The sequence below is a fragment of the Ruegeria sp. CK3 genome (genome assembly GCF_056536565.1).
On record NZ_JBQFPV010000019.1, the window covers coordinates 24,756 to 48,136 of the forward strand.

Sequence of the window (23,381 nt, forward strand, 5' to 3'; positions counted from 1 at the left end):
CCGAATGAAAGGGTGAAAATCTCGAAATAGCCGCTAGGTCTTGTAGCAGCGCTGATCGTCAGGAGAACTGCACATGGAGAGCCTTGCTGCCAATCTTCGCGAAATGACGCGAACGCCTTTGCACCAGAGCCATGTCGAAACCTTGAAAGTGTTAGGCACTGAAGTGAGTTTTGAAGCAGGCCAAATGATCGCTGAGGTTGGCGATCCAATGGACCAGTTCATCTACATTGTCAGCGGTCGGGTTGAGGTAATTGATCCACAAACGCGAGAGGCTTATCTACCTACGTCCCTTGGGCCGACGCAGTTCCTGGGAGAGATCGCGTTTCTCAGCGGCGGGGTCTATTCGCTGCCTATGCGTGCCAGAGAGAACACACGTGCCATCTCTGTCCCGCGCGAGAAGATGCTGGACGCAATGTCGCGCATTCCGGAGATGTCAGATATCGTCATCACTGTCTTTTCCGCGCGCCGCCGACGTCAAATCGAAGACAACGACAGTTCTCTGAAACTGATTGGCGCTGACCTGGATCGCAACATCCGTCAAGTCGAAGAGTTTGCTATCCGAAACAAAATCCCATTCCAAACGATGAATCTGGGTTCTAAGAATGCATGTGAGGTCGCGCAGGCCTGTCACCTGACAGGCCATCAACCGGCGGTAATCTTTGGCGACAGTCTTGTGGTCGACAACCCGACCCCAGCCAAGGTCGCCCGATTGCTCGGGCTCGAACAGTCTTACGATTGTCGAGAGGTCATAGATGTTTTGATTGTGGGAGGTGGCCCGGCCGGGGTCGCGGCGGCGGTCTACGCTGGTGCGGAAGGGCTGTCTGCGATTGTTGTGGAGGACCTCGCGGTTGGGGGGCAGGCTGAGACATCCAGTCGGATCGAGAATTACATGGGCTTTCCAACGGGCATTTCGGGTGCCGACCTTGTATGGCGAGGCGAAGTCCAAGCCATGAAATTTGGCACCCGATTTGTTCGCCCAAAACGGGCCACTCAATTGCAACGGCAATCTGATGGCGTGTTTTGTGTAACGCTGGATGATGGGCAAAAGCTAAGGGCACGTTCGATCGTAGTCGCCACGGGAGTGCAGTACCGGCGCCTGCCGTTGGACAGGTTGAAAGACTTTGAAGGTTTGGGCATCTACTATGCTGCGACAGAAATGGAAGCGCGTTATTGCAAGGGCGCAGAAGTCGTCGTCGTTGGGGGCGGAAACTCCGCGGGGCAGGCGGCGATGTACCTGTCGCGATCCGCAAAACATGTCCATGTACTGGTGCGAGGAGACAGCTTGGCTGCATCGATGTCCGATTACCTGCTGTCAAGGTTAGAGGCGGATTCGGCGGTCACCATCCACTACAAGTCCCAGCTAAAGACACTCCTCGGGGACAAATCCATGTCCAGGGTTATCATTGAGCGTGACGGATCAGACTGGCCACTCGATTGCAGCGCCGCTTTTGTAATGGTTGGGGCTGCACCCAACACCGAATGGCTGTCGCAGAGCTGCCAGCTGGACGCGCGCGGCTTTGTGGTCACGGGCAATGAGGCCAATGCCGGATCATCTTTCGCAACGTCTTGTCCCGGGATTTTTGCCGTGGGCGATGTGCGCGCAGGATCGGTTAAGCGCGTTGCCTCTGCGGTGGGTGAAGGGTCAGTTGTCATATCCCAAGCTTGGGAATACCTGCAAAACTGAATGTTTTTATCCGTATAAGAGCTACTTGGCTGTCCTGCCTAGGCTAGCCCAGCTACAACCAGACAGAGTTTTTCCTTTGTCAACGCGGTCTCTAGTCGGGCCTTTATTGCTAGGTTGTTTTGGTTCTTATAGGAGCTTGAGTCAAAAATGGGTGCGCTTCATTCGCGTTTTTTGGCTTGTTGGTCAGGAAGGCATAAATGTCAGTCACGAGACACTTAGACATTGTGCAAATTGGAAGCAGAAGCCCTTGCGACCTGCGACGGCAGTGTTTGACTTAATTCCTATTCGGCGGAGCCAGATTTGACCGACATCGACGCGCGAAAACTCGCAATGGAGGCCGAAAGAAGACTCACAAAGGCCGAGCAGCGCGGACTACGCTTGGCGATTGCCTGTCGCACCTTCATTACCGCTGCAGCATTTTTCTGGTATTTGGGTTCGACATTGTTGTTTCCTGAGTTCAGTGCGCGCCAAGTCACGACTTTCGCGTTGTTCGCGTTTACTGCAATTGGCGTCGCCCATCTCTTATTGATTGGCACCAGCTATGACAGGGCATGGATCAAATATGCCGTTTACGCACTGGATTCATTGGCGATCTGTTCGCTTTTTGCGCTCGTCCCCATCAGCAGGGCAGACGACGTGCCGCAGATCATCGCGTTCCGCGCCTATGGAATATACTACCTCTTTCCAATAGTCGCTTTGTCGTGCCTCAGCCTTTCCTGGCGTCTTGTGCTCTGGACTGGGGGCCTTTGCGTAGTTGGATGGTGGGCGGCATTCATTTGGGTCACGTTGCCCATGGAGCGGACGCTGTCATGGGCAGATATGTCTGCGATGGCCACCCGCGAAACCTATGAGGCTGTGTTTCTTTCCATTGATTTCATCGGTCGCGGCAATCGCATCGAAGAAACCGGGATGCTGCTATTTGCGACGTGCATTTTAGCAATTGCCGTATTCAGAAGCCGAGCGGTCTTCTTTGCGCAAGTTGAAGCTGATCTGGAGCGCGGTCGCGAACGCGCAAAAAGACAACATGTCTCGGACCTTCTTGGCAAATACCTGCCGGAACAAATCGCGAAGAAGCTCATTGACGACAATGCTCCGCTGAGACCTCAGAAATCATTTGGTACGGTGCTCGTGATGGATATTGCTGAGTTCACAAGATTTTCCTCACAGCATTCTCCGGATGAAGTGATCAAACGTCTGGATCTCTTTCTCACAAACGCGACCGAGGATGTTTCAGCCGAAAATGGGATTGTGATTTCCTATCTTGGCGACGGATTTCTTGTCACATTCAACGCACCAGTCAAAGTCGAGACGCCAGCGGATGCGGCGATAAGAACTGCAGAAGCCTTGCACGCGACCGCCGCCAGGCACGGGCTTTCAATTCGGATTGGCATCGCAAGCGGAAAGCTAGTCACAGGCACGATTGGGTCCGACACCCGCCAGTCGTTCACGGTGTACGGAGATCCTGTAAATCTTGCCTCTAGGTTAGAGGCCAAATGCAAATCGCTCGGCGCGGCGATGCTTTTGGATGCCGCAACCAATGACGCTCTATCAGGGATTGATCGGCTAATGAGCTTTGGTTCGGTTGAGATCGATGGTCTGGCCGAATCTGTCGCCGTATTTGGTACTGACAAACCGTGATTGATGCCGAGAAATCTACCTGAAATGAATGGAAACAAGAAAATTATGCAATTGCGTTTCCTTGCGGAGTTCTTCGGCTAAACTCGGTTCAATTCAAGTTCTGCACGCGTAAAGATCACCATCGTGCCGCCGGAAACACCAGCGGCCTCAAGCGCATCATCTTTACTCCTGATCTACGTATTTGTCTGAAGTAAAAAGTCGGCCCAAACGCTGTTTCCAGTAGCGCCATTAAATTCCTCGGACGCGATGTTTGGATAGTGGGTCTGCGTATATGAAGGATAGATGAAAAACGGGGCGTCTTCGGCGCTCTTCGCTTCGATAAAGTCGATAGCCTTTTTCGTCTGGTCGCCAACTATCTCGCCGCGATAGTCCAGATTGTAGTCCCGCGCGATAATTACTGGCTCGCCTGCAACACCCGCATCACAACAGGCTCTTCTGTTTTGGCTTCGGCAAAACCCGGAAGCGTGCGCCAGACTGTAACGTCCGTGGTTTCAACTCCGTAAAATTCGCCGAATCCATGATTCGTTGGATAGCGCCCCTCGGTCCAGCCAAGGTGCCACTTGCCGTACATAGCTGTGTTGTAGCCTACCACCTTCAGCATCTCTGCAATTGTGATTTCCCACTGAGTCAGACCGTAAACGCCACCCCCAAGTGGGACGGTATGGTTGACCGTAACGTCCTGTCATGGGCGCTGCGCAGGACGGAGTGCACTCGCTTTCCACGTTGAAATTCGTGAGTCGAAATCCTTCCGCAGCGAGGGCGTCCTTCTCGGGGTTCGCCGTACCGAGGATCATGCCGCCTCCGTGAGCCCGGGTTCGCCCCAGTCAAAATTATCTTGAAATATGAATATGATGTTGAGCTTATCTTGAGCTGAAACGACCGAGGCAAATAAAAAGGGATAAGGACAATAGGGGTGTTCGCGACAACCTCTTTACGGCAAGGCCTCCGATCAAGGTCTCGGTTTCAAGACTGGCGAGCCAAGTCACCAGTCGTCAAGAACGTGCACTCGTAGGGGTGCTTTTCACCGCGTCCGAGCGTCAAAGTTTTGGGCGAAGCTGCGGCCCGGGAATAGTCGAGCCTCACCCGGGATCTCTTAAGCTCACATAAGAAAAACCTTTGTTTTCCTTGACGAACAGCCGGGTCAGATGTTGCCATAGACTAGAATTCAGCTCGGCTGGGAGGTTCAAATGAAGGTTTTTCTTAAGACATCGACAGCAATAGTTTCCATAGCGTTCATAGCAAGCTCTTCAAATGCTCAAGACGCCGCACAAGGCGGGCAAGTTGGAGAGATGACCATATCAGTTGATGATATGCGTGAACCAGCGCCGACTGATTTTTCGCCGTATGCAGGTCGAGATTTTCCGACACGCCCGCTTTGGGGTGACACTCACCTGCACACGTCAAACTCGCTCGATGCGCGCGGATTTGGCGTCATCCTGAGCCCAGACGATGCCTATAGGTTTGCACGTGGTGAGGAGGTCACCACATCGCATGGCCTCCGTGTGAAGCTGTCGCGTCCCCTCGACTGGCTTGTCGTATCTGATCATTCAGATGCCATGGGTGCCATGAATGAGATCGTGGCGGGGAACTCTACACTGATGCGTGACCCAACGCTGCGAGACTGGAACGAACGCCTCAACGCCGGCGGGGACGTCGCTCTGGGTGCAACCATGGAAGTTATTGAAACCTTTGCTGGCATCACCGGAGATGCTCTGCCCGAGGCTGTTTCAGATCGCAGGTTTGTACAATCCATATGGGATGAGTTCACGCAAACTGCGGATCATCACAACGCCCCTGGCACATTCACCGCATTCATTGGATACGAATGGACGTCCACGGAAGCTGGCAACAACCTCCACCGCAATGTGATCTACCGGGATGATGCCATTCGTGCGCGGCAAATGCTGCCCTTCACGACCGCAGAAACCTTTAATCCGGAACGGTTGTGGGACTGGATGGAAACATATGAACAAGAGACTGGTGGTCGTGTACTGGCCCTTGCTCATAACGGCAACGTCTCTAACGGCCTGATGTTTCCGGTCGAGACAAACCCTGAAACGGGTGAACCTTTGACAGAAGACTACGCAGAGCGGCGTGCCAAGTGGGAGCCGATGTATGAGATCACCCAAATCAAAGGTGACGGAGAAACGCATCCGTTTTTAAGCCCAAACGATGAGTTCGCGGACTATGAAACTTGGGACAAATCCAACCTCGGCCCAACGCCCAAAGAAGATTGGATGCTCCAGTATGAGTATGCCCGTGAGGCTCTGAAGAACGGACTTAAGCTTGAGGCTCAACTAGGCACCAATCCATACAAATTCGGAGTGGTAGGTTCGACAGACAGCCATACCGCTTTGGCAACGGCGGAAGAAGACAATTTCTTTGGCAAACATTCTGGCGTCGAACCGGAACCCGGTCGTTGGCAGCACGTCGTTGGTGAGTTCGATACGACAAGAATTCTTGGATGGGAAATGGCAGCGTCTGGCTACGCCGCAGTCTGGGCCGAAGATAACACGCGCGAAGCAATTTTCGACGCAATGGAACGGAAAGAAGTCTATGGGACGACCGGCAGTCGAATTGCAGTTCGCTTCTTTGGTGGCTGGGACTTTACCGAAGCTGACGCAAGGTCTCGTTTGCCCGCCGAAATAGGATACGAAAAAGGCGTTCCGATGGGAGGGGACCTCGCAGATGCAACAGAAGCCGCGGACGCCCCAACATTCCTGGTTGCTGCGCTGAAAGATCCGTTTTCCGGCAATCTCGACCGAGTTCAGATTGTGAAAGGTTGGTTAAATGCCGATGGCGAAACTGAAGAGCGGGTCTATGACGTGGCGTGGTCGGGAGACCGAAAACTTGATGCGGACGGCAAGCTGCCAGCGGTTGGGAACACCGTGGATGTTACAACGGGCACGTTTACCAATTCGATCGGTTCTCCAGAGCTGATCAGCGTTTGGACGGATCCTGAGTTCGATCCTTCAGTTAGCGCTTTCTACTATGCCCGTGTTCTAGAGATTCCCACTCCGAGGTGGACAATTTACGACGCCGTTCGGTTTGGAGACGAGGTGCCTGCCGAGGTGCCTACGTCAACGCAGGAACGTGCTTACACTTCGCCGATTTGGTATACGCCCAAAGGCTGAAATGTAACTAGTCCCTATGTTGGTGTCGTAAAAGCCCGGCTGTTCCTGTCGCCGTAACATCGGGCTAGTCGGTTTGTGCGAACGTCCACTTAGGGCACTTTCATGCAATGGATAGCGGAGCGGTGCACAGGGCTTTCGCTGCGGTTCGGGGCTTTCAGACCATACGCCAAGCGTGCTATCGGATCGACGGCGGGAGATCTGATCTAACGACCTGTTTCACATCAGCACATTGCGGAGTTCGCTTCCAAAATTAGCAAAATTGAAAGGAACCGCCCTATGTCCCTGTTCTCAAAACTCTTCGGTGGCGCTGAAAAGTCGGAACCAGAGCCGATCTTGTACAAAGGGTTCGAGATATTCCCCGACCTGATGGCCGAGGGTGGCAAATACCGCCTGTTGGCCCGTATCGAAAAGGTTATCGACGGAGATCGCAAGACCCACACGGTGATCCGGGCGGATGTTTTTGAAAGCCGGGATCAGGCTGAAAGCTTCAGCATCGCCAAGGCGAAACAGGTTATAGACGAGCAAGGCGAACGCCTTTTCGGCTCAGGAAATCGGTAACTTGAAGCCGGTTCTGTTGCCATCTTTTGAACCTTGACCATCGTAGCGTTAGCGCCTGTACGGCGACGCGCTAAATCCAGTTGAAGGTTGGATCATGATTTCTTTTGCAGGCGCGAAGTATCCGAAAGACGTGATACTGTTCTCAGTGACCTTTTATCTTCGAAAAGGTGTCTCCTAGCGAGACCTGGCAAAAATAATGTGCGAACGAGGCGTTACATTGGATCACACGAACCAAATGCTGGGGTTCAAAGCACTCGCTTCAGTCGTCGCGACACTTGAAAGGGGTCGAGGTCGCAAACCTGGTCCGTAAAGGTCAGCTCAAGCCTGAAATCTGTCCTTTCCAACAAGTTGTTGAACTGACTGTATAAGATATTAGAGATCGCCCAAACAATTTGGCGCGTCCAAAACTTTGCAACAAAACCGTTTAACAATGATGTTGTTGGCGATCCCCGCGAGGTGCTCTGCCTATGCAATCATACCCGCGGCAACCAAAGCTGCAATCGCAGCCGTTACCGCTCTATCCGTTAGACTGCGAATTTATGCAATGATCTCTTTGAAAAAGCGGTCGGACTTGGAGATTAGGCTTGGATTGGTGGTCATTCAATCCAATAATCCGAAGCCTGTCGGGTCTTTGTTATCGTTTACTTCTGCGGTGTCCTCGAAGAGTTTCATCAGGTGCCCTCATCGCGTATTGGGGTGACTTGGATAGCACCTGAAGCCGCACCAGAGGCACTGCATCATGGGCTTTTTGAAGTCAGCGCGCGGGTTCAGAACGCGTAGCGCATCCCGAATTCGGTATAGTTTTGACTCAGTGTAAGATCGGCTTTCCGGCTTTCACGCATGACACGTTCAGCGTTGGGCAGATCGTTGGTTTTCACGCGTTGTAGCGCGGTTTCAGGGTCAAATCCGTGCTTAATCCAGCGCTGCTGCAATCTGCTTTCGAGTTCTTCCAATGTGGGGCTGACAAAAACCGTTAGGGCGAAAACATCCTCTAACGTCCTCCACGGGTCGCTTTTCATTAGAAGGTAGTTCCCTTCTACAACCACAATCGGAGTTTCAGGAAGAACCGCAATCGCATTGGCGATGGCCAGGTCCATTTGGCGGTCGAACATGGGATGAAAGATTTCATGTCGCGCGGATTGCAGCGCCCTAATCGCCTTGCAAAACCCAACAGCATCGAAGGTCTCTGGTGCGCCTTTTTTTGCACGCAAGCCACGCGCTTCCAAAACGCGATTGTCCAAATGGTAACCATCCATTGGCACAAGAGTGGCTGAAGGAACCGCCGAGCTCTGTTGCGCGTTCAGCGATTGAACAACGGCTTCCGCTAAGGTCGACTTTCCGGATGCAGGGGGGCCGGCGATTGCAACAATCGTCCGAACCCCAACCTGCCTCCGAGAGGAGATCAGGTCGCAAACTTGCTTTGCATCCTGCTCGATCACGCTGCGTCCTCTTTTGGAGGTTCCTTGGCGCCGGTCATGAAGGCCACCGCATCGGACATCGTGTAGTCCTTGGGATCAATCGTGCAGAGCCTTTTGCCGAGCCGGTGAACATGGATGCGATCGGCGACTTCGAAGACATGTGGCATGTTGTGGCTGATCAGGATGATCGGAATGCCACGCGCCCTTACGTCCTGGATCAGCTCAAGCACCTTGCGGCTTTCCTTCACGCCCAAAGCCGCCGTCGGTTCGTCCATGATGATGAACTTGGTCGCAAAGGCAGCTGCGCGCGCAACGGCAACGCCTTGGCGCTGGCCGCCGGATAGTGTCTCTACCGCCTGATTGATTGACTGCACGGTCATCAGCCCAAGCTCGGTCAGTTTTTCGCGGGCGAATTTTTCCATGGCAGGCCGATCCAGCTGACGCATGTATTTGCCCATGAATCCCTGTTTGCGAATCTCGCGCCCCATGAACATGTTGTCCGCAATCGATAGGGCAGGGGACATGGCAAGCTGTTGATAGACGATCTCGATGCCCATGTTCCGGGCATCAATCGGCGAGGTGAAGTTGACCTTTTTGCCCTCGATCAGGATCTCGCCTTCATCCGGGATCGTGGCGCCGCAGATCGCTTTGACGATGGACGATTTGCCCGCGCCGTTATCCCCGATCACCGCAAGGATTTCACCTTGCCGCAGTTCAAAATCGGAATGGTCGATGGCGGTAACGTGGCCATAGCGCTTCACGATCCCGCGGCCTTGGACGACTGGAGTTGTGTCTGACATTAGCCCGATACCTTTCTGATCCACTGGTCGACTGCGACCGCTGCGATGATGAGAAGTCCGATAAGCAGGAAGGTCCACTGCGCGTCCGCACCCAGAAGCCTGAGACCCAGAGTAAAGACACCGACGATGAGAGCCCCGAACAGGGACCCCAGAATGGAGCCACGCCCGCCGAACAGTGAGATACCGCCAATCACAACCGCAGTGATGCTTTCGATATTGGCCAATTGACCAGACGTTGGGGAAACCGACCCGATGCGCCCGATCAGCGCCCAGCCCGCAAAGGCACAGATCAGACCGGACAACATATATACGGACATCAGCGTTTTGTGCACGTTTACGCCAGATAGTTCGGCGGCCTCGGGGTCGTCCCCCACTGCATAGACATGCCGGCCCCAGGCCGTGTGCTTGAGCGCGTAAGCCAGCACGAAAATCAGAACGAGCATGAATATCACGCCAACCGTAAAGGTCGCACCACCGACGCTGAATTTTGTGCCAAAGAATTGCAGGAACGGGGCGTTGGCCTCTATGTCCTGACTGCGAATTGTTTCGTTTGCGGAATACAGGAAGTTTGTCGCGAGAACGATCTGCCACATGCCGAGCGTGACAATAAATGGTGGCAGCTTTACGCGACTGACCAGCCATCCATTGAGAGCCCCGATCAGAGTCCCCATGGCCAGCCCGCACATCACCGCAATGGGCACGGGGATGCCATAGCGGAAGGTGAACTGACCCATTATGACGGATGAAAACACCATGATCGCACCGACGCTTAGGTCGATGCCGGCAGTCAGAATGACAAGGCTTTGTGCCGCGGCCACGATGCCGACGATCTGAACCTGCTGCAGGATCAGCGTCATCGCAAAGGGTGAAAAGAATTTTGATCCCAGCAGCAGGCCGAAAATTATGATCGCGCCAACCAGAACAATCAAGGGCACAAAGGATGGATTGACGTGGAGAAGATGCTGCAACTTCCCCAGAACACCACGCCGGTGATCTTCAAACTCCGCAACGGTTTCTGACGCGTTGGCGGCGGTTTCGAATTCCTGGGCGTTTTGGTTTGCTTCAGACATATCTCCCCCTTTTCGTGGCTGGCATCGCGTCCACGAAATCAGTGTACAGGAAGTTTCGGTTTGCTGGTGAAAGGATTGATGAGGCGCTGCGGCGCGCCTCACCTAAAGAGCTGTCTTTAGCCCCAGCAGAGATCCAGGCCTTCTGCGACCGACAGCGACTCAACCCCATCAACTGGCTGGTCGGTGATGAGCGCTACGCCCGTGTCATAGAAGTCTTTGCCGGGTGTGTTTTCGGGTTTAACGCCCTCTTCGGCCCATTTCTTCACGGCCTCAACACCAAGCGAAGCCATCAACAGCGGGTACTGCTGGCTTGTCGCACCGATCACACCGGCTTCGACGTTTTGGACACCGGGGCAGCCACCGTCGACTGAAACGATCAGTACGTCGTTTTCACGCCCGATGGATTTCAGAGCTTCATAGGCGCCCGCAGCGGCCGGTTCGTTGATCGTGTGAACAACGTTGATGGATGGATCCTTGGCCAGAAGGTTTTCCATCGCGCGGCGGCCACCTTCTTCGTTGCCGTCGGTCACGTCACTGCCGACCAGACGCGCATCGGTTTCGTCACCGATGACATTCGGATCCGCCAAGTCCACGCCGAACCCGTCGAGGAAACCCTGATTGCGCAGAACGTCCACTGTCGGCTGACTGACGTTCAGATCCAGCGTTGCGATCTTGGCATCTGCTGCAGCGTCGCCCATTTTGGCCTTCGCCCATTGACCGATCAGCAGACCAGCTTTGTAGTTGTCCGTGGCGAATGTCGCGTCCGCCGAGTCAATCGGGCTCAGCGGCGTATCCAGAGCAATGACCAGAACGCCTGCATCCCGCGCCTGTTTAACTGCAGGAACGATCGAGCTGGTGTCGGATGCCGTCAGCAGAATGCCTTTTGCGCCATCGAGAATGCAGGTCTCAATAGCCTGGACCTGAGTTTCATGGTCGCCATCGACCTTGCCAGCAAACGCCTTGAGCGTCATGCCCAGCTCTTCTGCCTTGGCGGTTGCGCCTTCTTTCATCTTAACGAAGAAGGGGTTGGTATCGGTCTTGGTAATCAGGCATACGGTTTCCCCGGCAGCCTGCGCAGATGCTGCAGCCAAAGTCAGCGCTGTGGCGGATGCGGCAATCTTAAATAGATTTCTCATTTAGTCTCCTCCCAGAAAATTGTTGTGGCCCCGCGCGAATTAGCGACAAGGCGCGCCTCCATCCTCCAATGAAGGTCCTGCTCAAGAAACCGTGATTCTAGCCTCTGTGTCAATAAATAAATAAAGTTTATTTATTAATTTGGCTGCGCATCTTTTCATAAGAAAACAAGGTGTTTATGTTTAGGGTAATGGAAAGAGAGGCGCTGAAAATACTAACTGGCGGGGTAAGCCAAAGCGGTGTTCGTGATCACAACGAACGCCTGATTCTGACGGTTTTACAACGGCATGGACCTGTCGCCGGGGCCGATGTCGCGCGGCTGACGGGCCTGTCCCCGCAGACCGTGTCGATCATTTTGCGTAAGCTCGCAAAGGACGAGATTCTCAAACGTGGGACGCCTTTGAAGGGAAAAGTTGGGAAACCTTCGATCCCCATGGAACTCAATCCCGAAGGCATCCTGTCGGTGGGAATGAAGATCGGTCGCCGCAGTGCCGATCTTCTTTTGATCGATTTCACCGGCAAGCCACGCCAACAGCTCTCGACGACTTATGACTACCCGCTTCCCGAAGCTGTGTTCGGGTTTTTGGAGGAAGGACTGCAAGACCTTCTGGCCAATGAACCCCAGAAGCTCCGCGACCGGGTATGCGGGATCGGGATCGGTACACCGTTCGAGCTGTGGAAGTGGCACGACCTGTCTGGGCTTGCGGCTCAGAAATTCAAATCCTGGAGAAACGTGAACTTTTTTTCCGAAGTGGCCAAGTTCAGCGACCTGCCGGTTTTTGTGGTCAATGACGCGACGGCCGCGTGTCACGCCGAACACCTCTATGGCCGCGGGGCCGAGTATCGAGACTATTTTTATTTCTTCATCGGCTCAATGATTGGCGGAGGCGTTGCCCTGAATGGCACCGTATTTGAGGGCAACCAAGGCAATGCCGGTGCCTTGGGCGCCATGCGGACAACGGGTCCTTTGGGTGAGAGCCAGCAACTGATCGACACTGCATCGCTGTTTCTGCTTGAGGACAGGCTGATCGAAGCGGGTATTGATCCGGTCATTTTGTGGAAAAAGCCGCAGGATTGGAGCAGCATTTCTCGCTATGTCGAACCCTGGATTGGCACCACGGCACAGGAACTCGCCAAGGCTGCGCTGTCTATTTGCGCGGTCATAGACTTTGAGGCGATTTTCATTGATGGTGCATTCCCACCTGAAATACGGGACGAGCTTGTTTCACGGGTTCGTCGTTACCTAGCCAATCAAGACAAACGCGGTTTGATTCCTCCGGTTGTTGAAGCAGCAGCTGTTGGAGAAAACGCCCGCGGTATTGGAGCGGCAAGTAGCCCAATTTTCCGCCAGTTTCTATTGAACACCAATGCTGGGCTTTCTGGGATGTAGCCATCCTCGAACAGGCACCTCCTAGCCGCACCAACGCGACTGGTCCCAACGCTACGACAAAGCCCTTCCGTGTGTTCTTTAAGTGTTCCGATGCAATTCAAATAACGTCCAAAAAATAGCCAAGTTGCACTTTTTTTAACTTTCTTGTTGCCGAAACCGGTTTCGGAGCGAACAAATAGCTTAAATGACCGCGAATCTTTCATATCCACCGCGTGACCAGTCAGGGAACGCAACCGTCACGGGCCGGGTGAAACTGGACGAATTGGCTGCGCATCTGGGCTTGTCCAAAAGCACGGTCTCGCGCGCGCTTAACGGGTATCCCGATATCTCTTCGGCGACGCGCGCACGGGTGGAAAAAGCGGCTCGGGTGTTGGGATATCGGCCGCTCAGCCACGCGCAGGCGATCCGGACCGGGCAAGTTCGTGCGATAGCTATGGTCATCAACAGCGAGGAGCCGGATCAGCATAATCCCTTCTTGCAGGATTTTCTGGCCGGAGCTTGCGCAGCGGCAAGTAGCCTCGACTGGACCATGACCATTTCCACGGCCACCTCCGAAAAAGACACATTGAAGGTGCTGAGCCGCCTTTATGAGGAACGGAAGGCCGATGGATTCATTCTACCGCGGACAGCGGTGAAGGATGCGCGTATTGGCCTGCTGCGCAGTCTTGGAGTACCTCATATTTTGTATGGGCGCACCGGGTATGGACAACCAAATAACTGGGACGAGACTTCCTGGTTTGACATAGCTGGGGAAAGCGCAATGCGTAACGCCGTTTTGCGACTGAGCGATTTGGGGCATACACGCATAGGCTTTGTCGGCAGCGATCCCAAATTCAACTACGCGCATCTACGCCGTGACGGTTATGCCGAAGGTTTGCACGCTGCTGGTCTGCCCTTGGATCCGGATCTGATCCAGGAAGGGGCGCGCACGCGTGAAGATGGCGCGGCTCAGGGACGGGTGCTGATGGCCTTGGATCAACCTCCAACGGCGATTGTCTTTGCGACTGATCTGGCCGCGTTGGGTTTCTGCGCAGATGCGCAGGATCAGGGGTTCGAGATCGGGCGCGACATCTCAGTGATTGGCTACGACGGTATTCCGGAGTGCCGGTACGCGCGCCCCGCACTGACCACATTTTCCGTCGATTCTCGCGCGGCCGGTGAACGGCTGGCGACCCTACTGATCCGGCAAATCCGTGGCGAAGCGGCTGCAGACTTGCGAGAGCTGGCCGAAGCAAACCTGATCGAAGGTGACTCTGACGGGCCACCAAATCTGACGTCACACGAATTGGCGCGTAAACTGAACCATCTGACGTGAACATAACCGGGGAGGACACCGATGAAACTAACACCCAAAGCTGCGAAGCTGATGCTTGGCTCGTCACTTGCGCTGGCGCTGACAGCGCTATCCGTGCAGGCCGACACGATCCGTTTTTGGACCACCGAGGAGCAACCTGAACGTCTGGCCAAACAGCAAGAGATGGCAGACCAGTTCAAAGCCGAAACCGGTACCACGGTTGAGGTGATCCCGGTCACTGAAAGCGATCTGGGCACGCGCGCGACGGCCGCTTTTGCGGCTGGCGACCTGCCGGACGTTGTCTATCACACGCTGCAATATGCCCTGCCTTGGGCCGAGGCTGGTATTCTGGACACCGAAGCCGCGACTGAAGTGATCGAAGAACTAGGCGCTGACACTTTCGCCCCCGGTGCTTTGGCGATGGCTGCGTTCAACGACGAAACCGCCTCGGTGCCAGTCGATGGCTGGACCCAGATGGTGGTCTACCGCAAGGACCTGTTCGAAGAGGCTGGTTTGGAGGCCCCCGACAGCTTTGCCGATATTCAGGCCGCGCTTGAGGCTCTGCACAACCCGCCGGAAATGTACGGTTTTGTCTCGGCGACCAAAGTGGACGAAAACTTCATGAGCCAGGTGCTGGAACATGTCTTCCTCGCCAATGGAGTGTCGCCTGTGGGTCCCGATGGGTTCCAGCCGCTTGACGAAGCCAAAACCACCGAGGTTCTGGATTTCTATAAAGCAATCTCCAAGGCGTCGCCTCCGGGTGAGCTTTTCTGGAAGCAATCGCGCGAGCTGTATTTTGACGGCAAAGCCGCAATGATCATCTGGTCGCCCTTTATTCTGGACGAACTCGCGGGTCTGCGTGACAGTGCCCCGCCAACCATCAACGATGATCCGACCTCGCGCGATCTGGCGAGCAAGACCGGCATCGTGACCAAGCTGTCCGGCCCATCAAACCCCGATGGCGCGGCATGGGGAGATGTGCGGTACTTCGGTATCACCAACGACGCCGATACCGATGCGGCGATGGAGTTCGTGAAATTCGCCATGGACGACGGCTACACCCAGACGCTGGCAATCGCGCCAGAAGGCAAGTTCCCGGTCCGTCGTGGCAATGCCGACAACCCGACCGCGTTCTCGGAAGCCTGGGCAGAGCTGCCTGTTGGTGTCGACCGCAAAGCGCCCCTGGGCGAGCTGTACGAACAATCCATGATCGACGAGATCGTTGGCGGTCTGGATGTGGCGCAGCGCTGGGGCGTGGCCGAAGGCCAACTGGCGCTGGCATCGAAGATGATCAACAGCCAGGCCATAAACCGCGTCGTTCGCCAGTATATTGACGACGAGATCGACGCGGCCACAGCCATTGCGGCGATGAACGAAGAGTTGGCCAAGGTTCAGTAACCACCCGGCACCTGCAGCGGCGTGCGCGCCGCTGCCCCTAAACCCTTCGAGGTAACCCATGACTTCGGCCTCCCCACCGACAGGAACCGGGGCGTTAGCCAAACGCGAGGCGCGTCTGGCCTGGACGCTGCTGGCTCCGACCATCATCAGTGTGTCACTGGTTGTGATCCTGCCATTGCTGGCGATCTTCTGGATCAGCTTTAAACCCTTCACCCTGTCTGACCTGCGCCCGCCTGCACCGGTCGTGCGCGAAAGCCTACGCGGATCGGGTGATGATCTGCGGATCGAATACCGCCTGCGCAACTCCAGTCAGGACATTGCGATTGATGGCGTGACTGTCCGGGATGTTCTGCCCGATGGTGTGACGCCAATTGGCGAGATTGCGGCCCCCTGCGCGCTGAACGGGCAAGAGTTGTTCTGCGACTTCGGCACGCTGGAAGGCGGCGAGCGCGAGCGTATTCGAGTTCCCGTTGCGGTCGATGGCGACCCGGACGCCTTCGAAGATCTGGTTGAAGGGTCTGAACCAACGGTCACCGGAAGCGGCCCCAGCGTGCTGACAAATTTCGAGTTCAGCCTGGAGAACTTCGCCCGTGTGTTTGACGGCGACGAGTTCTGGGGCGTGCTTTGGGTCACCCTGTTCTACACTGTCTTCGGCACCATCGGCGCGCTGGTCATGGGCTTGTTCGCCGCTTTGCTGCTGAACAAAAGCTTCCAGGGGCAGGGCATTATCCGGGGTCTTTACCTGTTTCCCTACGTTGCCCCCGTCATCGCCGTGGCCTTTACCTGGGTCACGCTGTTCGACCCCTTCTCGGGCTCGGCCAATGCGCTGCTGGTGCAGATGGGGCTGAGCAGCGAGCCGATCAACTTCTTCGGGGAACGCCCGCTAGCGCTGATCATGGTCACCGTCTTTGAAATCTGGCGTTATTTCCCGCTGTCCTTCCTGTTCATTCTGGCGCGGATGCAGTCCATCGATAGCAGCATGTATGAGGCGGCGGATATGGATGGCGCGTCACCTTTCCAGAAGTTCTGGCTGCTGAGCATCCCGCAATTGCTGGGCATCCTGTCGGTCCTGTTCCTGCTGCGATTCATTTGGACGTTCAACAAGTTCGACGACATCTTCCTGCTGACCGGAGGCAACGCGGGCACCCGCACGCTGACTGTGAACGTCTATGAGCAGGCCTTTGCGGTGTCGAACATTGGGGCAGGTGCGGCTGTGGCCGTGGTGATCCTGATGTGCCTGATCGCCTTCAGCTTTGTCTTCTTCAAATTCATCAGCCGTGAGGAGGGTCTGTGATGCGCCAAGGGTATATCACTGGCCCGATCCTGGGCGCGATGTGGCTGGTGGTGATCGCCACCACCATTGCGGTCACCATGTCCTTCGCCACGGGCGCGGCCTTCCGTCCGCAGGTTCTGCTGAGCCTGATCTGGGGCGCGTTGGCTGGTCTGGCATATGTCCGCTTTCCCGCTCGTCATGCCTCGGCGCGTCTGGGAGTGTCGGCCCTTTTGGGTCTGACTTGCCTGACAGGCTTTGGCCCGGTTCTGATCGGCTCGGACACAACGCTGCTCGCGCTATCGGTCACCGTGGTTTCGATTGCCGTGGTCATGCATCTGTCGATCGCTGAAATCCTGAAAGAGCTGCCCTTTGGCGAACTGACCCGTCATGAGTTCGAAGACGCCGTGATCAGGTTCTGCACTGGTTTCGGTTATATCTTCTTCACGGCGATTGTGGTCATTCCCTTCTACGTGATGGTGATGACCAGCCTGAAGTCACAGCAGGCGCTGTTGCAGAACCCGCTGGATTTCTCGCTGGATCTGGATCAGGGCTGGGCGCTGTTCCGCAGCTATACGGAACTGTTCCGCGATTTCAATTTCGGCTCGTACCTGTGGACGTCCTTCTACGTCTCGGTGCTGACGGTCTTCATCACACTGGCCTTCAGCATTCCGGGGGCCTATGCCGTCGCACGGTTCCGGTTCAAAGGGCAAAAGGCGTTCTCGCGCTCGATCCTGCTGATCTACATGGTGCCGATGATCGTTCTAGCGCTGCCGATCTATATCGCGTTCTCGCTGACCGGCCTGCGCAACTCGATCCTAGGCATCGTCATGATCTACCCGGTCACCACGATCCCGGTCGCGCTGTATATGCTGCAGGGGTATTTCCGTGGTCTCCCGACCGAGGTCGAAGAGGCCGGCTTGATGGATGGTCTCTCGCGCTTGGCGGTGATCTGGAAGATCACCCTGCCGCTCAGCCTGCCGGCTCTGGCTTCGGTGTCGCTCTATGTCTTCATGATCGCCTGGAACGAGTTCCTTCTGGCTTTCATGCTGCTGGACGATCCCTCGAAATTCACTCTAACCCGAGGCGTCACAATGCTGAACTCCTCGGAAATCCCTCGCCAACACCTCATGGCTGGCGCGGTGATTGCCACTGTTCCAATCATGGCCCTGTTCCTGGGGCTTGAACGTTTCATGACCAAAGGCCTGACAGCAGGCTCGGTCAAAGGATGACAGAAATGAACCACTTTACTTCGCCGACAGAGTCAGCACGCAATATCCTGATCGCCAATGATCGGGGTGGCTATACGATCCCGACCAGCGGGCTCTATCCCTACCAATGGAACTGGGACAGCGCGATCGCCGCGCTGGGGTTTGCCGAGTTCGATATCGACCGCGCCTGGACTGAGCTTGAGACGCTGTTCTCGGGCCAGTGGGAGGACGGCATGGTCCCCCACATCCTGTTCCACAAAACAGATCCGGGCTATTTCCCTGGCCCGGATGTCTGGGGTGGCATCGGCCCGATTGCCTCCTCTGGCGTAACCCAGCCACCGCTGGCGGCCACCATGGCCCGGCGGGTATGGGAGAAAGACCGTGCGGCTGGTGAAGCCCGGCTCCGCGCCTTGTTCCCGGCTATGCTGGCCTGGCATCGGTGGTTCATGACATGGCGTCTCGATGACCACGGCGCGGTTTGCACCACCCACCCATGGGAGGCCGGGCGTGACAATGCACCGGACTGGGACGACGCAATGGCGAGCATTGATGCCTCAGACGTGGGCGAATACCAGCGTCGCGACACGAGCCACGTGAACAGCGCCGACCGGCCCACCAAATACGACTATGACCGCTACATCAAACTTGTCCAGATTGGGCGTGAAGCGGGCTGGGATCAGCAGCAATTGCTGGAGAAGAACCCGTTCCGCGTCGCCGATCCGACGATGAGTTTCACAACTCTACGCGCCGCCCGTGATCTGCTGGCGATCAGCGAGGAATTGGGGATCAGGGCCGAAGGCCTCGGTGAAGACGTGGACCGGCTAGAGGCAGGCGCAGAGTCACTGTGGAACGAGGCTTTGGGCACCTTTGATTCCCGAAATGCGCATACGGGCAAATGGGCTGAAAGCGTCTCAAATGCAAGCTATCTGTGCTGGTATGCAGGCATTGAATCCCAACAAATGTTGGACCGATTGAAAACTGTTTTGATCACGGTCCCGCACCCGATCCCTAGCTATGATCATAAATCTCCCAAATTTGACGAACGCCGGTATTGGCGTGGGCCAACATGGGCGTTCATGAACATGCTTACTGGGTTCGGTTTAAAGGATATGGGCCACGGGGTTGAGGCCGAAGCACTACGCCTGAAAACCGGTCGTCTGATCGCTGGCCACGGCTTTGCCGAATATTACGACCCGATTACCGGCAGTCCTGCCGGGGGCAACTCGTTCACATGGACCGCTGCCGTCTGGCTGCATTGGGCAGGGAGGAACTGATGGGCAGCATAGAGCTCAATTCCGTCGAAAAATGGTTCGGCGAAGTGCAGGTGATCAAAGGCATCGATCTAAAGATCGAAGAGGGTGAGTTCGTCGTCTTCGTTGGCCCGTCGGGTTGTGGTAAATCAACCCTGTTGCGGATGATCGGTGGGCTCGAGGACATCTCGCGCGGGTCTCTTTTGATCAATGGGGATGACGTTACTGACAACCCGCCTTCGAAGCGCGGGCTGACCATGGTGTTCCAGTCCTATGCTCTGTATCCACACCTGACGGTGGCCGAAAATATGGGGTTCTCGCTGAAAGTGGCGGGCGTATCCAAGGGCGAGATTGCCGAACGCGTGGGCAAAGCCGCCGAGGTGCTCAAGCTGGAACCTTATTTGGAGCGCAAACCTAAAGACCTGTCCGGCGGCCAGCGTCAGCGCGTTGCAATCGGTCGGTCAATTGTGCGTGATCCCACCGCATTCCTGTTCGATGAGCCGCTATCCAACCTAGACGCCGCTCTCAGGGTCGAAATGCGGTATGAGATTGCCAAGCTTCACCAGAGCCTCAACCGCACGATGATCTATGTGACTCATGATCAGGTCGAGGCGATGACACTGGCCGATCGCATTGTGGTGCTGGAATTCGGTAAGATCGCGCAGGTCGGTACTCCACGCGAATTATACGAACGCCCCGCCAACCTGTTCGTGGCGCAGTTCATCGGCAGTCCGAAAATGAACGTCATTCCCTGCACCGTGTCTGGCGATCAGTTTCAGCTGGAAAACGGCGGAGGTGGCCCGTTTGATCGGACTGGTACCGCCACGATGCTGGGCATCCGTCCGGAACATATCAGTGTGGTCGAACCTGGCTCGGGTCACAGCGACGGCAAGGTAGAGGTGGTCGAGTATCTTGGCGCAGATATGTTCATCATCGTTGATTGCGGGTTTGAGGAGAAGGTGACGGTTCGCCTTGGCGGGGACGCGCAGATCAAAGCCGGGACGCAAATCGGCTTGTTTTTTGCACCCGAGAAACTGCAATTTTTCGACGCGGCAGGGCAGACGATCAGCCCCGATGAACGGGTGTGACACTATTGAGATGTTTAAGGATGTGTCGCAAACCTATGCGACGGCCAGAATCAGCGACTTACTGGATGCACCCATCCTTCGATCTCAGCAAATAGCCGAAAACCAGCCGGCGTGGAGCTAGAGAATTGCCGCTTCCAGCAATGTTGGCAGCCCGATAGAGGTACATCCATTTGCCGCGAACACGAACATATGTCTCGTCCATGCGCTGGGAACTCAGCGTTGGTCGCTTCTTAAATTGCGCGCGCACTGCGATCATTGGCGAATACTTAGCAATTCACCTGTTGAAAGTGGCGTGGTCCACCCGCGCGCCGCGTTCAGCCATGATCTCTTCGAGGTCACGATAGGACACCGTGTGTCCCAGATAGAACTATAAGCCGTGCAAAAAGGTAAGATCAGACATGTTTCCCGATCTCGCTATTGAGACTTGATCCACCCCCACCAGCAGAAACAAATGGGCACTGACCCTAATACGCAGGTACCCTGCGGTTCTTCTACTCAGTAATAGTCTTCGCACCAGAGTCTGTGGACTCACCAAGAAGGTGTTGACGAACCTTCATATCCAGTTTGGTGCTCTTCAAATCGACGATACCGCTTTTCGAAAACAGCTCTCGCACTGAGCGGTAGTTTTCAGCTCTCTTCCAGACGACAGGAGAAGAGGTCGGCGTTCGGCCGGACAACGAAGCGAGATAAGACATCGTGCCGAACAATAGCTTTGACTTGTCGCGATGGGGTTTGTTCAGAATGTACAGGCTGACAGGTGCGTCTGGACCGCGTTCGGAATCGAAGACAAAGACTTGCCCCGCGCGGAAGGCGGCTTTGCCATCACATCTTGTCCAGCGGCGCGTCGATGACTTTCCTTCGCTTAAGGCTTCGACAACACGGCTGTAAACCGTCCCGTTCCGCTCATCCAAGAAGGCAACGTTGATAATGGCTTTGGTTGGATCGTTCGGTGCGCGAAAGAACACTAGATAAGATCCGAGAAATGGCCGCAGCCGTTGAAGATCACCTGGGAACACATCGATCAGAGGGTCTCGTCGCCGATCCGCCTCGGTTTTGGCGAGTTGGGTGGTGTGGCGCCGCAGTTCTGCATGATCTCCCAGCAAGATATGCTCGCCCACGTCGAAGAACCGGCTGATGCGGCGCAAGTTGTTTGGCGAGGGCATGCTGCGGCCGTTGAGGTACTTGGCGAATTGCTGATGGTTGATGCCAATCTCTCTGCAAACAGCTGCTACTGACGGGTAATCGGCACAAAGGTGACGCAGGTTTGCAGCTAAATTCTGGTGCATTGATGGTTCGGCATTTGGTCGCATAAACTCGCTAAAGAAAGCATAATGTGGCGCCATTGTTAAGCTCAAATTGGTGCGTGATCTTGCGGGCAACAGAAGAATGCTCAGGGAAGGTCAAGCAATGGATAAATTTCAATACGTGCGGCAGATGGAACAGCGTCTGCAAATGCGTCAGGTGGATCGTCGCCAGTTCATGCGCGGTGTTTTGGCAACCGGCATGACCGTCGGTGCCGCAACGCTTTTGGCGGATCGCGCTTTTGCGGCTACGCCCAAAAAGGGCGGCAGCATGATTGCCGGGATTGGTCATGGCGGGACGACCGAGCAACTCAATCCGGGGCAGATATCAGCGGGTTTCCTGATTCCATTGAGCCTGGGCATGAACGGTTTCCTGACTGCGATCGACGCGGACAGCAACGTGCAGCCGTCACTTGCAAAATCATGGGAGGCCTCGCCGGACGCGTCGGTTTGGACCTTCGAGATGCGCGACGGGGTCGAGTTCCACAATGGTCGTACAGTGACAGTCGAGGACGTGATTGCCTCGATCAATTTTCACCGCGGAGAAGGGTCAACCTCGACTGGGGCGCCGCTGTTGGCCGGTGTGAAGGAACTGCGTGCGGACGGGCCAAACACCGTCGTTTTCGAGCTTGAGGGCGGTAACGCAGATTTCCCGGCTATCCTCAGCGACTACCGCTTTGCCATTCTGCCGGCAGAGGGTGACAGCATTGACTGGCAATCCGGTATTGGTTGCGGAGCCTATCAGCTAAAGGATTTCCAGCCAGGGATTTCGGCGGATCTGGCCCGTCATGGGAACCACTGGAACCCTGATGTCGCGCATGTGGACGAATGGAAGCTTTTGGTGCTGCTGGATACGACCGCACGGATGGCGGCGCTGTCAGCGGGGTCGGTCGACATTGCCGATAAGGTTGATCCAAAGACGGCCAAGTTTGTCTCGCGTGATCCAAATGTTACGCTGCATTCAGTTGCCGGTACGCAGCACTACTCCTTCCCGATGCTGACCAATGTCGCGCCGTTTGACGACAACAATGTGCGTCAGGCGATCAAATGGGGCATCGACCGGCAAGAGCTGGTCGACAAGATTCTGCTGGGTTACGGCGAGGTCGGCAATGATCATCCAATCGGGTCCGGTCAGAAGTATTTCAATGCTGAGCTTGAACAAAAGACTTTCGATCCGGACAGGGCAAAATACTATCTGAAACAGGCTGGTCTAGAGTCGCTGAATGTCGAACTCTCGTCCTCTGACGCTGCTTTCCCTGGCGCGGTGGACGCAGCGACGCTGATTTCGAACTCGGCCGCGAAATGCGGGATCAACGTTTCTGTCAAACGAGAGCCCAACGATGGTTATTGGTCCGAGGTCTGGACGAAGAAACCTTGGTGCGCCAGCTATTGGGCCGGACGACCGGTCGAGGATCTTATGTTCTCATTGGCGTTCCAATCCGGTGTCGCTTGGAACGAATCTCTCTGGTCGCATGAGAAATTCGACAAGATTCTGGTTGAGGCCCGGGCTGAACTGGACACTGAAAGACGTCGCCAGATGTATGGTGAAATGCAGGATATCGTCGCCAATCAGGGTGGTGTCGCGATCCCGATGTTTGCTTCATATGTTTTTGCCACGCGCCCAAGCGTTGGCACGCCCGAAAAATTCGGCTCGAATCTGGATCTGGATGGAAGCAGCTTTATGGAGCGCTGGTGGAAAGCCGAATAACTCTGGTGAAATATGATAGCATCGCCAAAGATCAG

Annotated in this window: 18 protein-coding genes and 1 pseudogene; 12 read left to right on the forward strand and 7 right to left on the reverse strand. The window is 55.5% G+C overall.

Features of this window, described 5'->3' with window-relative positions:
- Positions 1–73: 73 nt before the first annotated feature.
- Entirely contained in the window at positions 74–1,684 is a 1,611-nt protein-coding gene (locus ACR0C3_RS22555; protein WP_480760633.1) for an FAD-dependent oxidoreductase, read from the forward strand.
- A gap of 300 nt (positions 1,685–1,984) precedes the next feature.
- The gene (locus tag ACR0C3_RS22560; RefSeq protein WP_480760634.1) at positions 1,985–3,322 is read left to right on the forward strand and encodes an adenylate/guanylate cyclase domain-containing protein; all 1,338 of its coding nucleotides are present in this window, start codon (positions 1,985–1,987) and stop codon (positions 3,320–3,322) included.
- 394 nt (positions 3,323–3,716) lie between these two features.
- Here the strand turns inward: ACR0C3_RS22560 and ACR0C3_RS22565 are convergent, their stop codons facing one another.
- A complete protein-coding gene (locus ACR0C3_RS22565; protein ID WP_480760679.1) occupies positions 3,717–3,953 on the reverse strand; it encodes a sulfatase-like hydrolase/transferase in 237 nt (78 codons plus the stop codon).
- A gap of 658 nt (positions 3,954–4,611) precedes the next feature.
- Between ACR0C3_RS22565 and ACR0C3_RS22570 the strand changes: the two genes are divergently transcribed.
- Positions 4,612–6,456 (forward strand): DUF3604 domain-containing protein, encoded by a 1,845-nt coding sequence (locus tag ACR0C3_RS22570; RefSeq protein ID WP_480760635.1) that lies wholly within the window; start codon positions 4,612–4,614, stop codon positions 6,454–6,456.
- A 276-nt stretch (positions 6,457–6,732) separates the two neighbouring features.
- Positions 6,733–7,014 carry an HlyU family transcriptional regulator gene (locus ACR0C3_RS22575; RefSeq protein WP_480760636.1) on the forward strand — a complete coding sequence of 94 codons (282 nt, stop codon included), beginning with the start codon at positions 6,733–6,735 and terminating at the stop codon, positions 7,012–7,014.
- A 767-nt stretch (positions 7,015–7,781) separates the two neighbouring features.
- Here ACR0C3_RS22575 and ACR0C3_RS22580 read toward each other — a convergent pair.
- The 4 genes from ACR0C3_RS22580 to ACR0C3_RS22595 all read right to left on the reverse strand — a co-directional run bounded on the left by ACR0C3_RS22580 (position 7,782) and on the right by ACR0C3_RS22595 (position 11,438).
- Complete coding sequence (locus ACR0C3_RS22580; RefSeq protein ID WP_480760638.1) at positions 7,782–8,453, reverse strand: nucleoside triphosphate hydrolase; 672 nt, start codon at positions 8,451–8,453, stop codon at positions 7,782–7,784.
- Positions 8,450–9,232 carry an ATP-binding cassette domain-containing protein gene (locus ACR0C3_RS22585; protein ID WP_170429655.1) on the reverse strand — a complete coding sequence of 261 codons (783 nt, stop codon included), beginning with the start codon at positions 9,230–9,232 and terminating at the stop codon, positions 8,450–8,452. The genes ACR0C3_RS22580 and ACR0C3_RS22585 overlap by 4 nt, the downstream gene beginning before the upstream one ends.
- On the reverse strand, positions 9,232–10,302 hold the full coding sequence (locus ACR0C3_RS22590; RefSeq protein ID WP_209251173.1) for an ABC transporter permease: 1,071 nt from the start codon (positions 10,300–10,302) through the stop codon (positions 9,232–9,234). The genes ACR0C3_RS22585 and ACR0C3_RS22590 overlap by 1 nt, the downstream gene beginning before the upstream one ends.
- A gap of 116 nt (positions 10,303–10,418) precedes the next feature.
- Complete coding sequence (locus ACR0C3_RS22595) at positions 10,419–11,438, reverse strand: sugar ABC transporter substrate-binding protein (RefSeq protein ID WP_170380654.1); 1,020 nt, start codon at positions 11,436–11,438, stop codon at positions 10,419–10,421.
- 188 nt (positions 11,439–11,626) lie between these two features.
- On the opposite strand from ACR0C3_RS22595, the gene ACR0C3_RS22600 reads away from it, so the two are divergent.
- From ACR0C3_RS22600 to ACR0C3_RS22630, 7 genes are all read left to right on the forward strand, one after another.
- Positions 11,627–12,826: an ROK family transcriptional regulator gene (locus ACR0C3_RS22600; protein ID WP_480760640.1), complete on the forward strand. Its 1,200-nt coding sequence runs from the start codon at positions 11,627–11,629 to the stop codon at positions 12,824–12,826.
- Between the two features lie 184 nt (positions 12,827–13,010).
- Positions 13,011–14,141 (forward strand): LacI family DNA-binding transcriptional regulator, encoded by a 1,131-nt coding sequence (locus tag ACR0C3_RS22605; protein ID WP_480760642.1) that lies wholly within the window; start codon positions 13,011–13,013, stop codon positions 14,139–14,141.
- Positions 14,142–14,162: 21 nt separating this feature from the next.
- Positions 14,163–15,518: an ABC transporter substrate-binding protein gene (locus ACR0C3_RS22610; RefSeq protein WP_170693201.1), complete on the forward strand. Its 1,356-nt coding sequence runs from the start codon at positions 14,163–14,165 to the stop codon at positions 15,516–15,518.
- A gap of 58 nt (positions 15,519–15,576) precedes the next feature.
- A complete protein-coding gene (locus tag ACR0C3_RS22615; protein WP_480760643.1) occupies positions 15,577–16,812 on the forward strand; it encodes a carbohydrate ABC transporter permease in 1,236 nt (411 codons plus the stop codon).
- Positions 16,812–18,020, forward strand: a complete 1,209-nt coding sequence (locus ACR0C3_RS22620; protein ID WP_480760644.1) for a carbohydrate ABC transporter permease — start codon at positions 16,812–16,814, stop codon at positions 18,018–18,020. Before ACR0C3_RS22615 ends, ACR0C3_RS22620 begins: the two co-directional genes overlap by 1 nt.
- 5 nt (positions 18,021–18,025) lie before the next feature.
- Entirely contained in the window at positions 18,026–19,273 is a 1,248-nt protein-coding gene (locus ACR0C3_RS22625; protein WP_480760645.1) for an MGH1-like glycoside hydrolase domain-containing protein, read from the forward strand.
- Positions 19,273–20,337 (forward strand): ABC transporter ATP-binding protein, encoded by a 1,065-nt coding sequence (locus ACR0C3_RS22630; RefSeq protein ID WP_480760646.1) that lies wholly within the window; start codon positions 19,273–19,275, stop codon positions 20,335–20,337. Before ACR0C3_RS22625 ends, ACR0C3_RS22630 begins: the two co-directional genes overlap by 1 nt.
- A gap of 133 nt (positions 20,338–20,470) precedes the next feature.
- Here ACR0C3_RS22630 and ACR0C3_RS22635 read toward each other — a convergent pair.
- Both ACR0C3_RS22635 and ACR0C3_RS22640 read right to left on the reverse strand, forming a co-directional pair.
- Positions 20,471–20,704 (reverse strand): annotated as a pseudogene (locus ACR0C3_RS22635) (DDE-type integrase/transposase/recombinase); the annotation flags it as partial.
- A gap of 124 nt (positions 20,705–20,828) precedes the next feature.
- Complete coding sequence (locus tag ACR0C3_RS22640) at positions 20,829–21,680, reverse strand: helix-turn-helix domain-containing protein (protein ID WP_480760648.1); 852 nt, start codon at positions 21,678–21,680, stop codon at positions 20,829–20,831.
- 64 nt (positions 21,681–21,744) lie between these two features.
- Here ACR0C3_RS22640 and ACR0C3_RS22645 point away from each other — a divergent pair, with 64 nt between their 5' ends.
- Entirely contained in the window at positions 21,745–23,346 is a 1,602-nt protein-coding gene (locus ACR0C3_RS22645) for an ABC transporter substrate-binding protein (protein WP_480760649.1), read from the forward strand.
- The last annotated feature ends 35 nt before the right edge of the window (positions 23,347–23,381 follow it).

Bases quoted from the DNA above. Each gene is read 5' to 3' on its own strand.
- ACR0C3_RS22555 (WP_480760633.1), top strand. From the start codon at position 74: ATGGAGAGCCTTGCTGCCAATCTTCGCGAAATGACGCGAACGCCTTTG.
- ACR0C3_RS22570 (WP_480760635.1), top strand. From the start codon at position 4,612: ATGACCATATCAGTTGATGATATGCGTGAACCAGCGCCGACTGATTTT.
- ACR0C3_RS22575 (WP_480760636.1), top strand. From the start codon at position 6,733: ATGTCCCTGTTCTCAAAACTCTTCGGTGGCGCTGAAAAGTCGGAACCA.
- ACR0C3_RS22585 (WP_170429655.1), bottom strand. From the start codon at position 9,232: ATGTCAGACACAACTCCAGTCGTCCAAGGCCGCGGGATCGTGAAGCGC.
- ACR0C3_RS22590 (WP_209251173.1), bottom strand. From the start codon at position 10,302: ATGTCTGAAGCAAACCAAAACGCCCAGGAATTCGAAACCGCCGCCAAC.
- ACR0C3_RS22595 (WP_170380654.1), bottom strand. From the start codon at position 11,438: ATGAGAAATCTATTTAAGATTGCCGCATCCGCCACAGCGCTGACTTTG.
- ACR0C3_RS22600 (WP_480760640.1), top strand. From the start codon at position 11,627: ATGGAAAGAGAGGCGCTGAAAATACTAACTGGCGGGGTAAGCCAAAGC.
- ACR0C3_RS22605 (WP_480760642.1), top strand. From the start codon at position 13,011: ATGACCGCGAATCTTTCATATCCACCGCGTGACCAGTCAGGGAACGCA.
- ACR0C3_RS22610 (WP_170693201.1), top strand. From the start codon at position 14,163: ATGAAACTAACACCCAAAGCTGCGAAGCTGATGCTTGGCTCGTCACTT.
- ACR0C3_RS22615 (WP_480760643.1), top strand. From the start codon at position 15,577: ATGACTTCGGCCTCCCCACCGACAGGAACCGGGGCGTTAGCCAAACGC.
- ACR0C3_RS22620 (WP_480760644.1), top strand. From the start codon at position 16,812: ATGCGCCAAGGGTATATCACTGGCCCGATCCTGGGCGCGATGTGGCTG.
- ACR0C3_RS22625 (WP_480760645.1), top strand. From the start codon at position 18,026: ATGAACCACTTTACTTCGCCGACAGAGTCAGCACGCAATATCCTGATC.
- ACR0C3_RS22630 (WP_480760646.1), top strand. From the start codon at position 19,273: ATGGGCAGCATAGAGCTCAATTCCGTCGAAAAATGGTTCGGCGAAGTG.
- ACR0C3_RS22640 (WP_480760648.1), bottom strand. From the start codon at position 21,680: ATGGCGCCACATTATGCTTTCTTTAGCGAGTTTATGCGACCAAATGCC.
- ACR0C3_RS22645 (WP_480760649.1), top strand. From the start codon at position 21,745: ATGGATAAATTTCAATACGTGCGGCAGATGGAACAGCGTCTGCAAATG.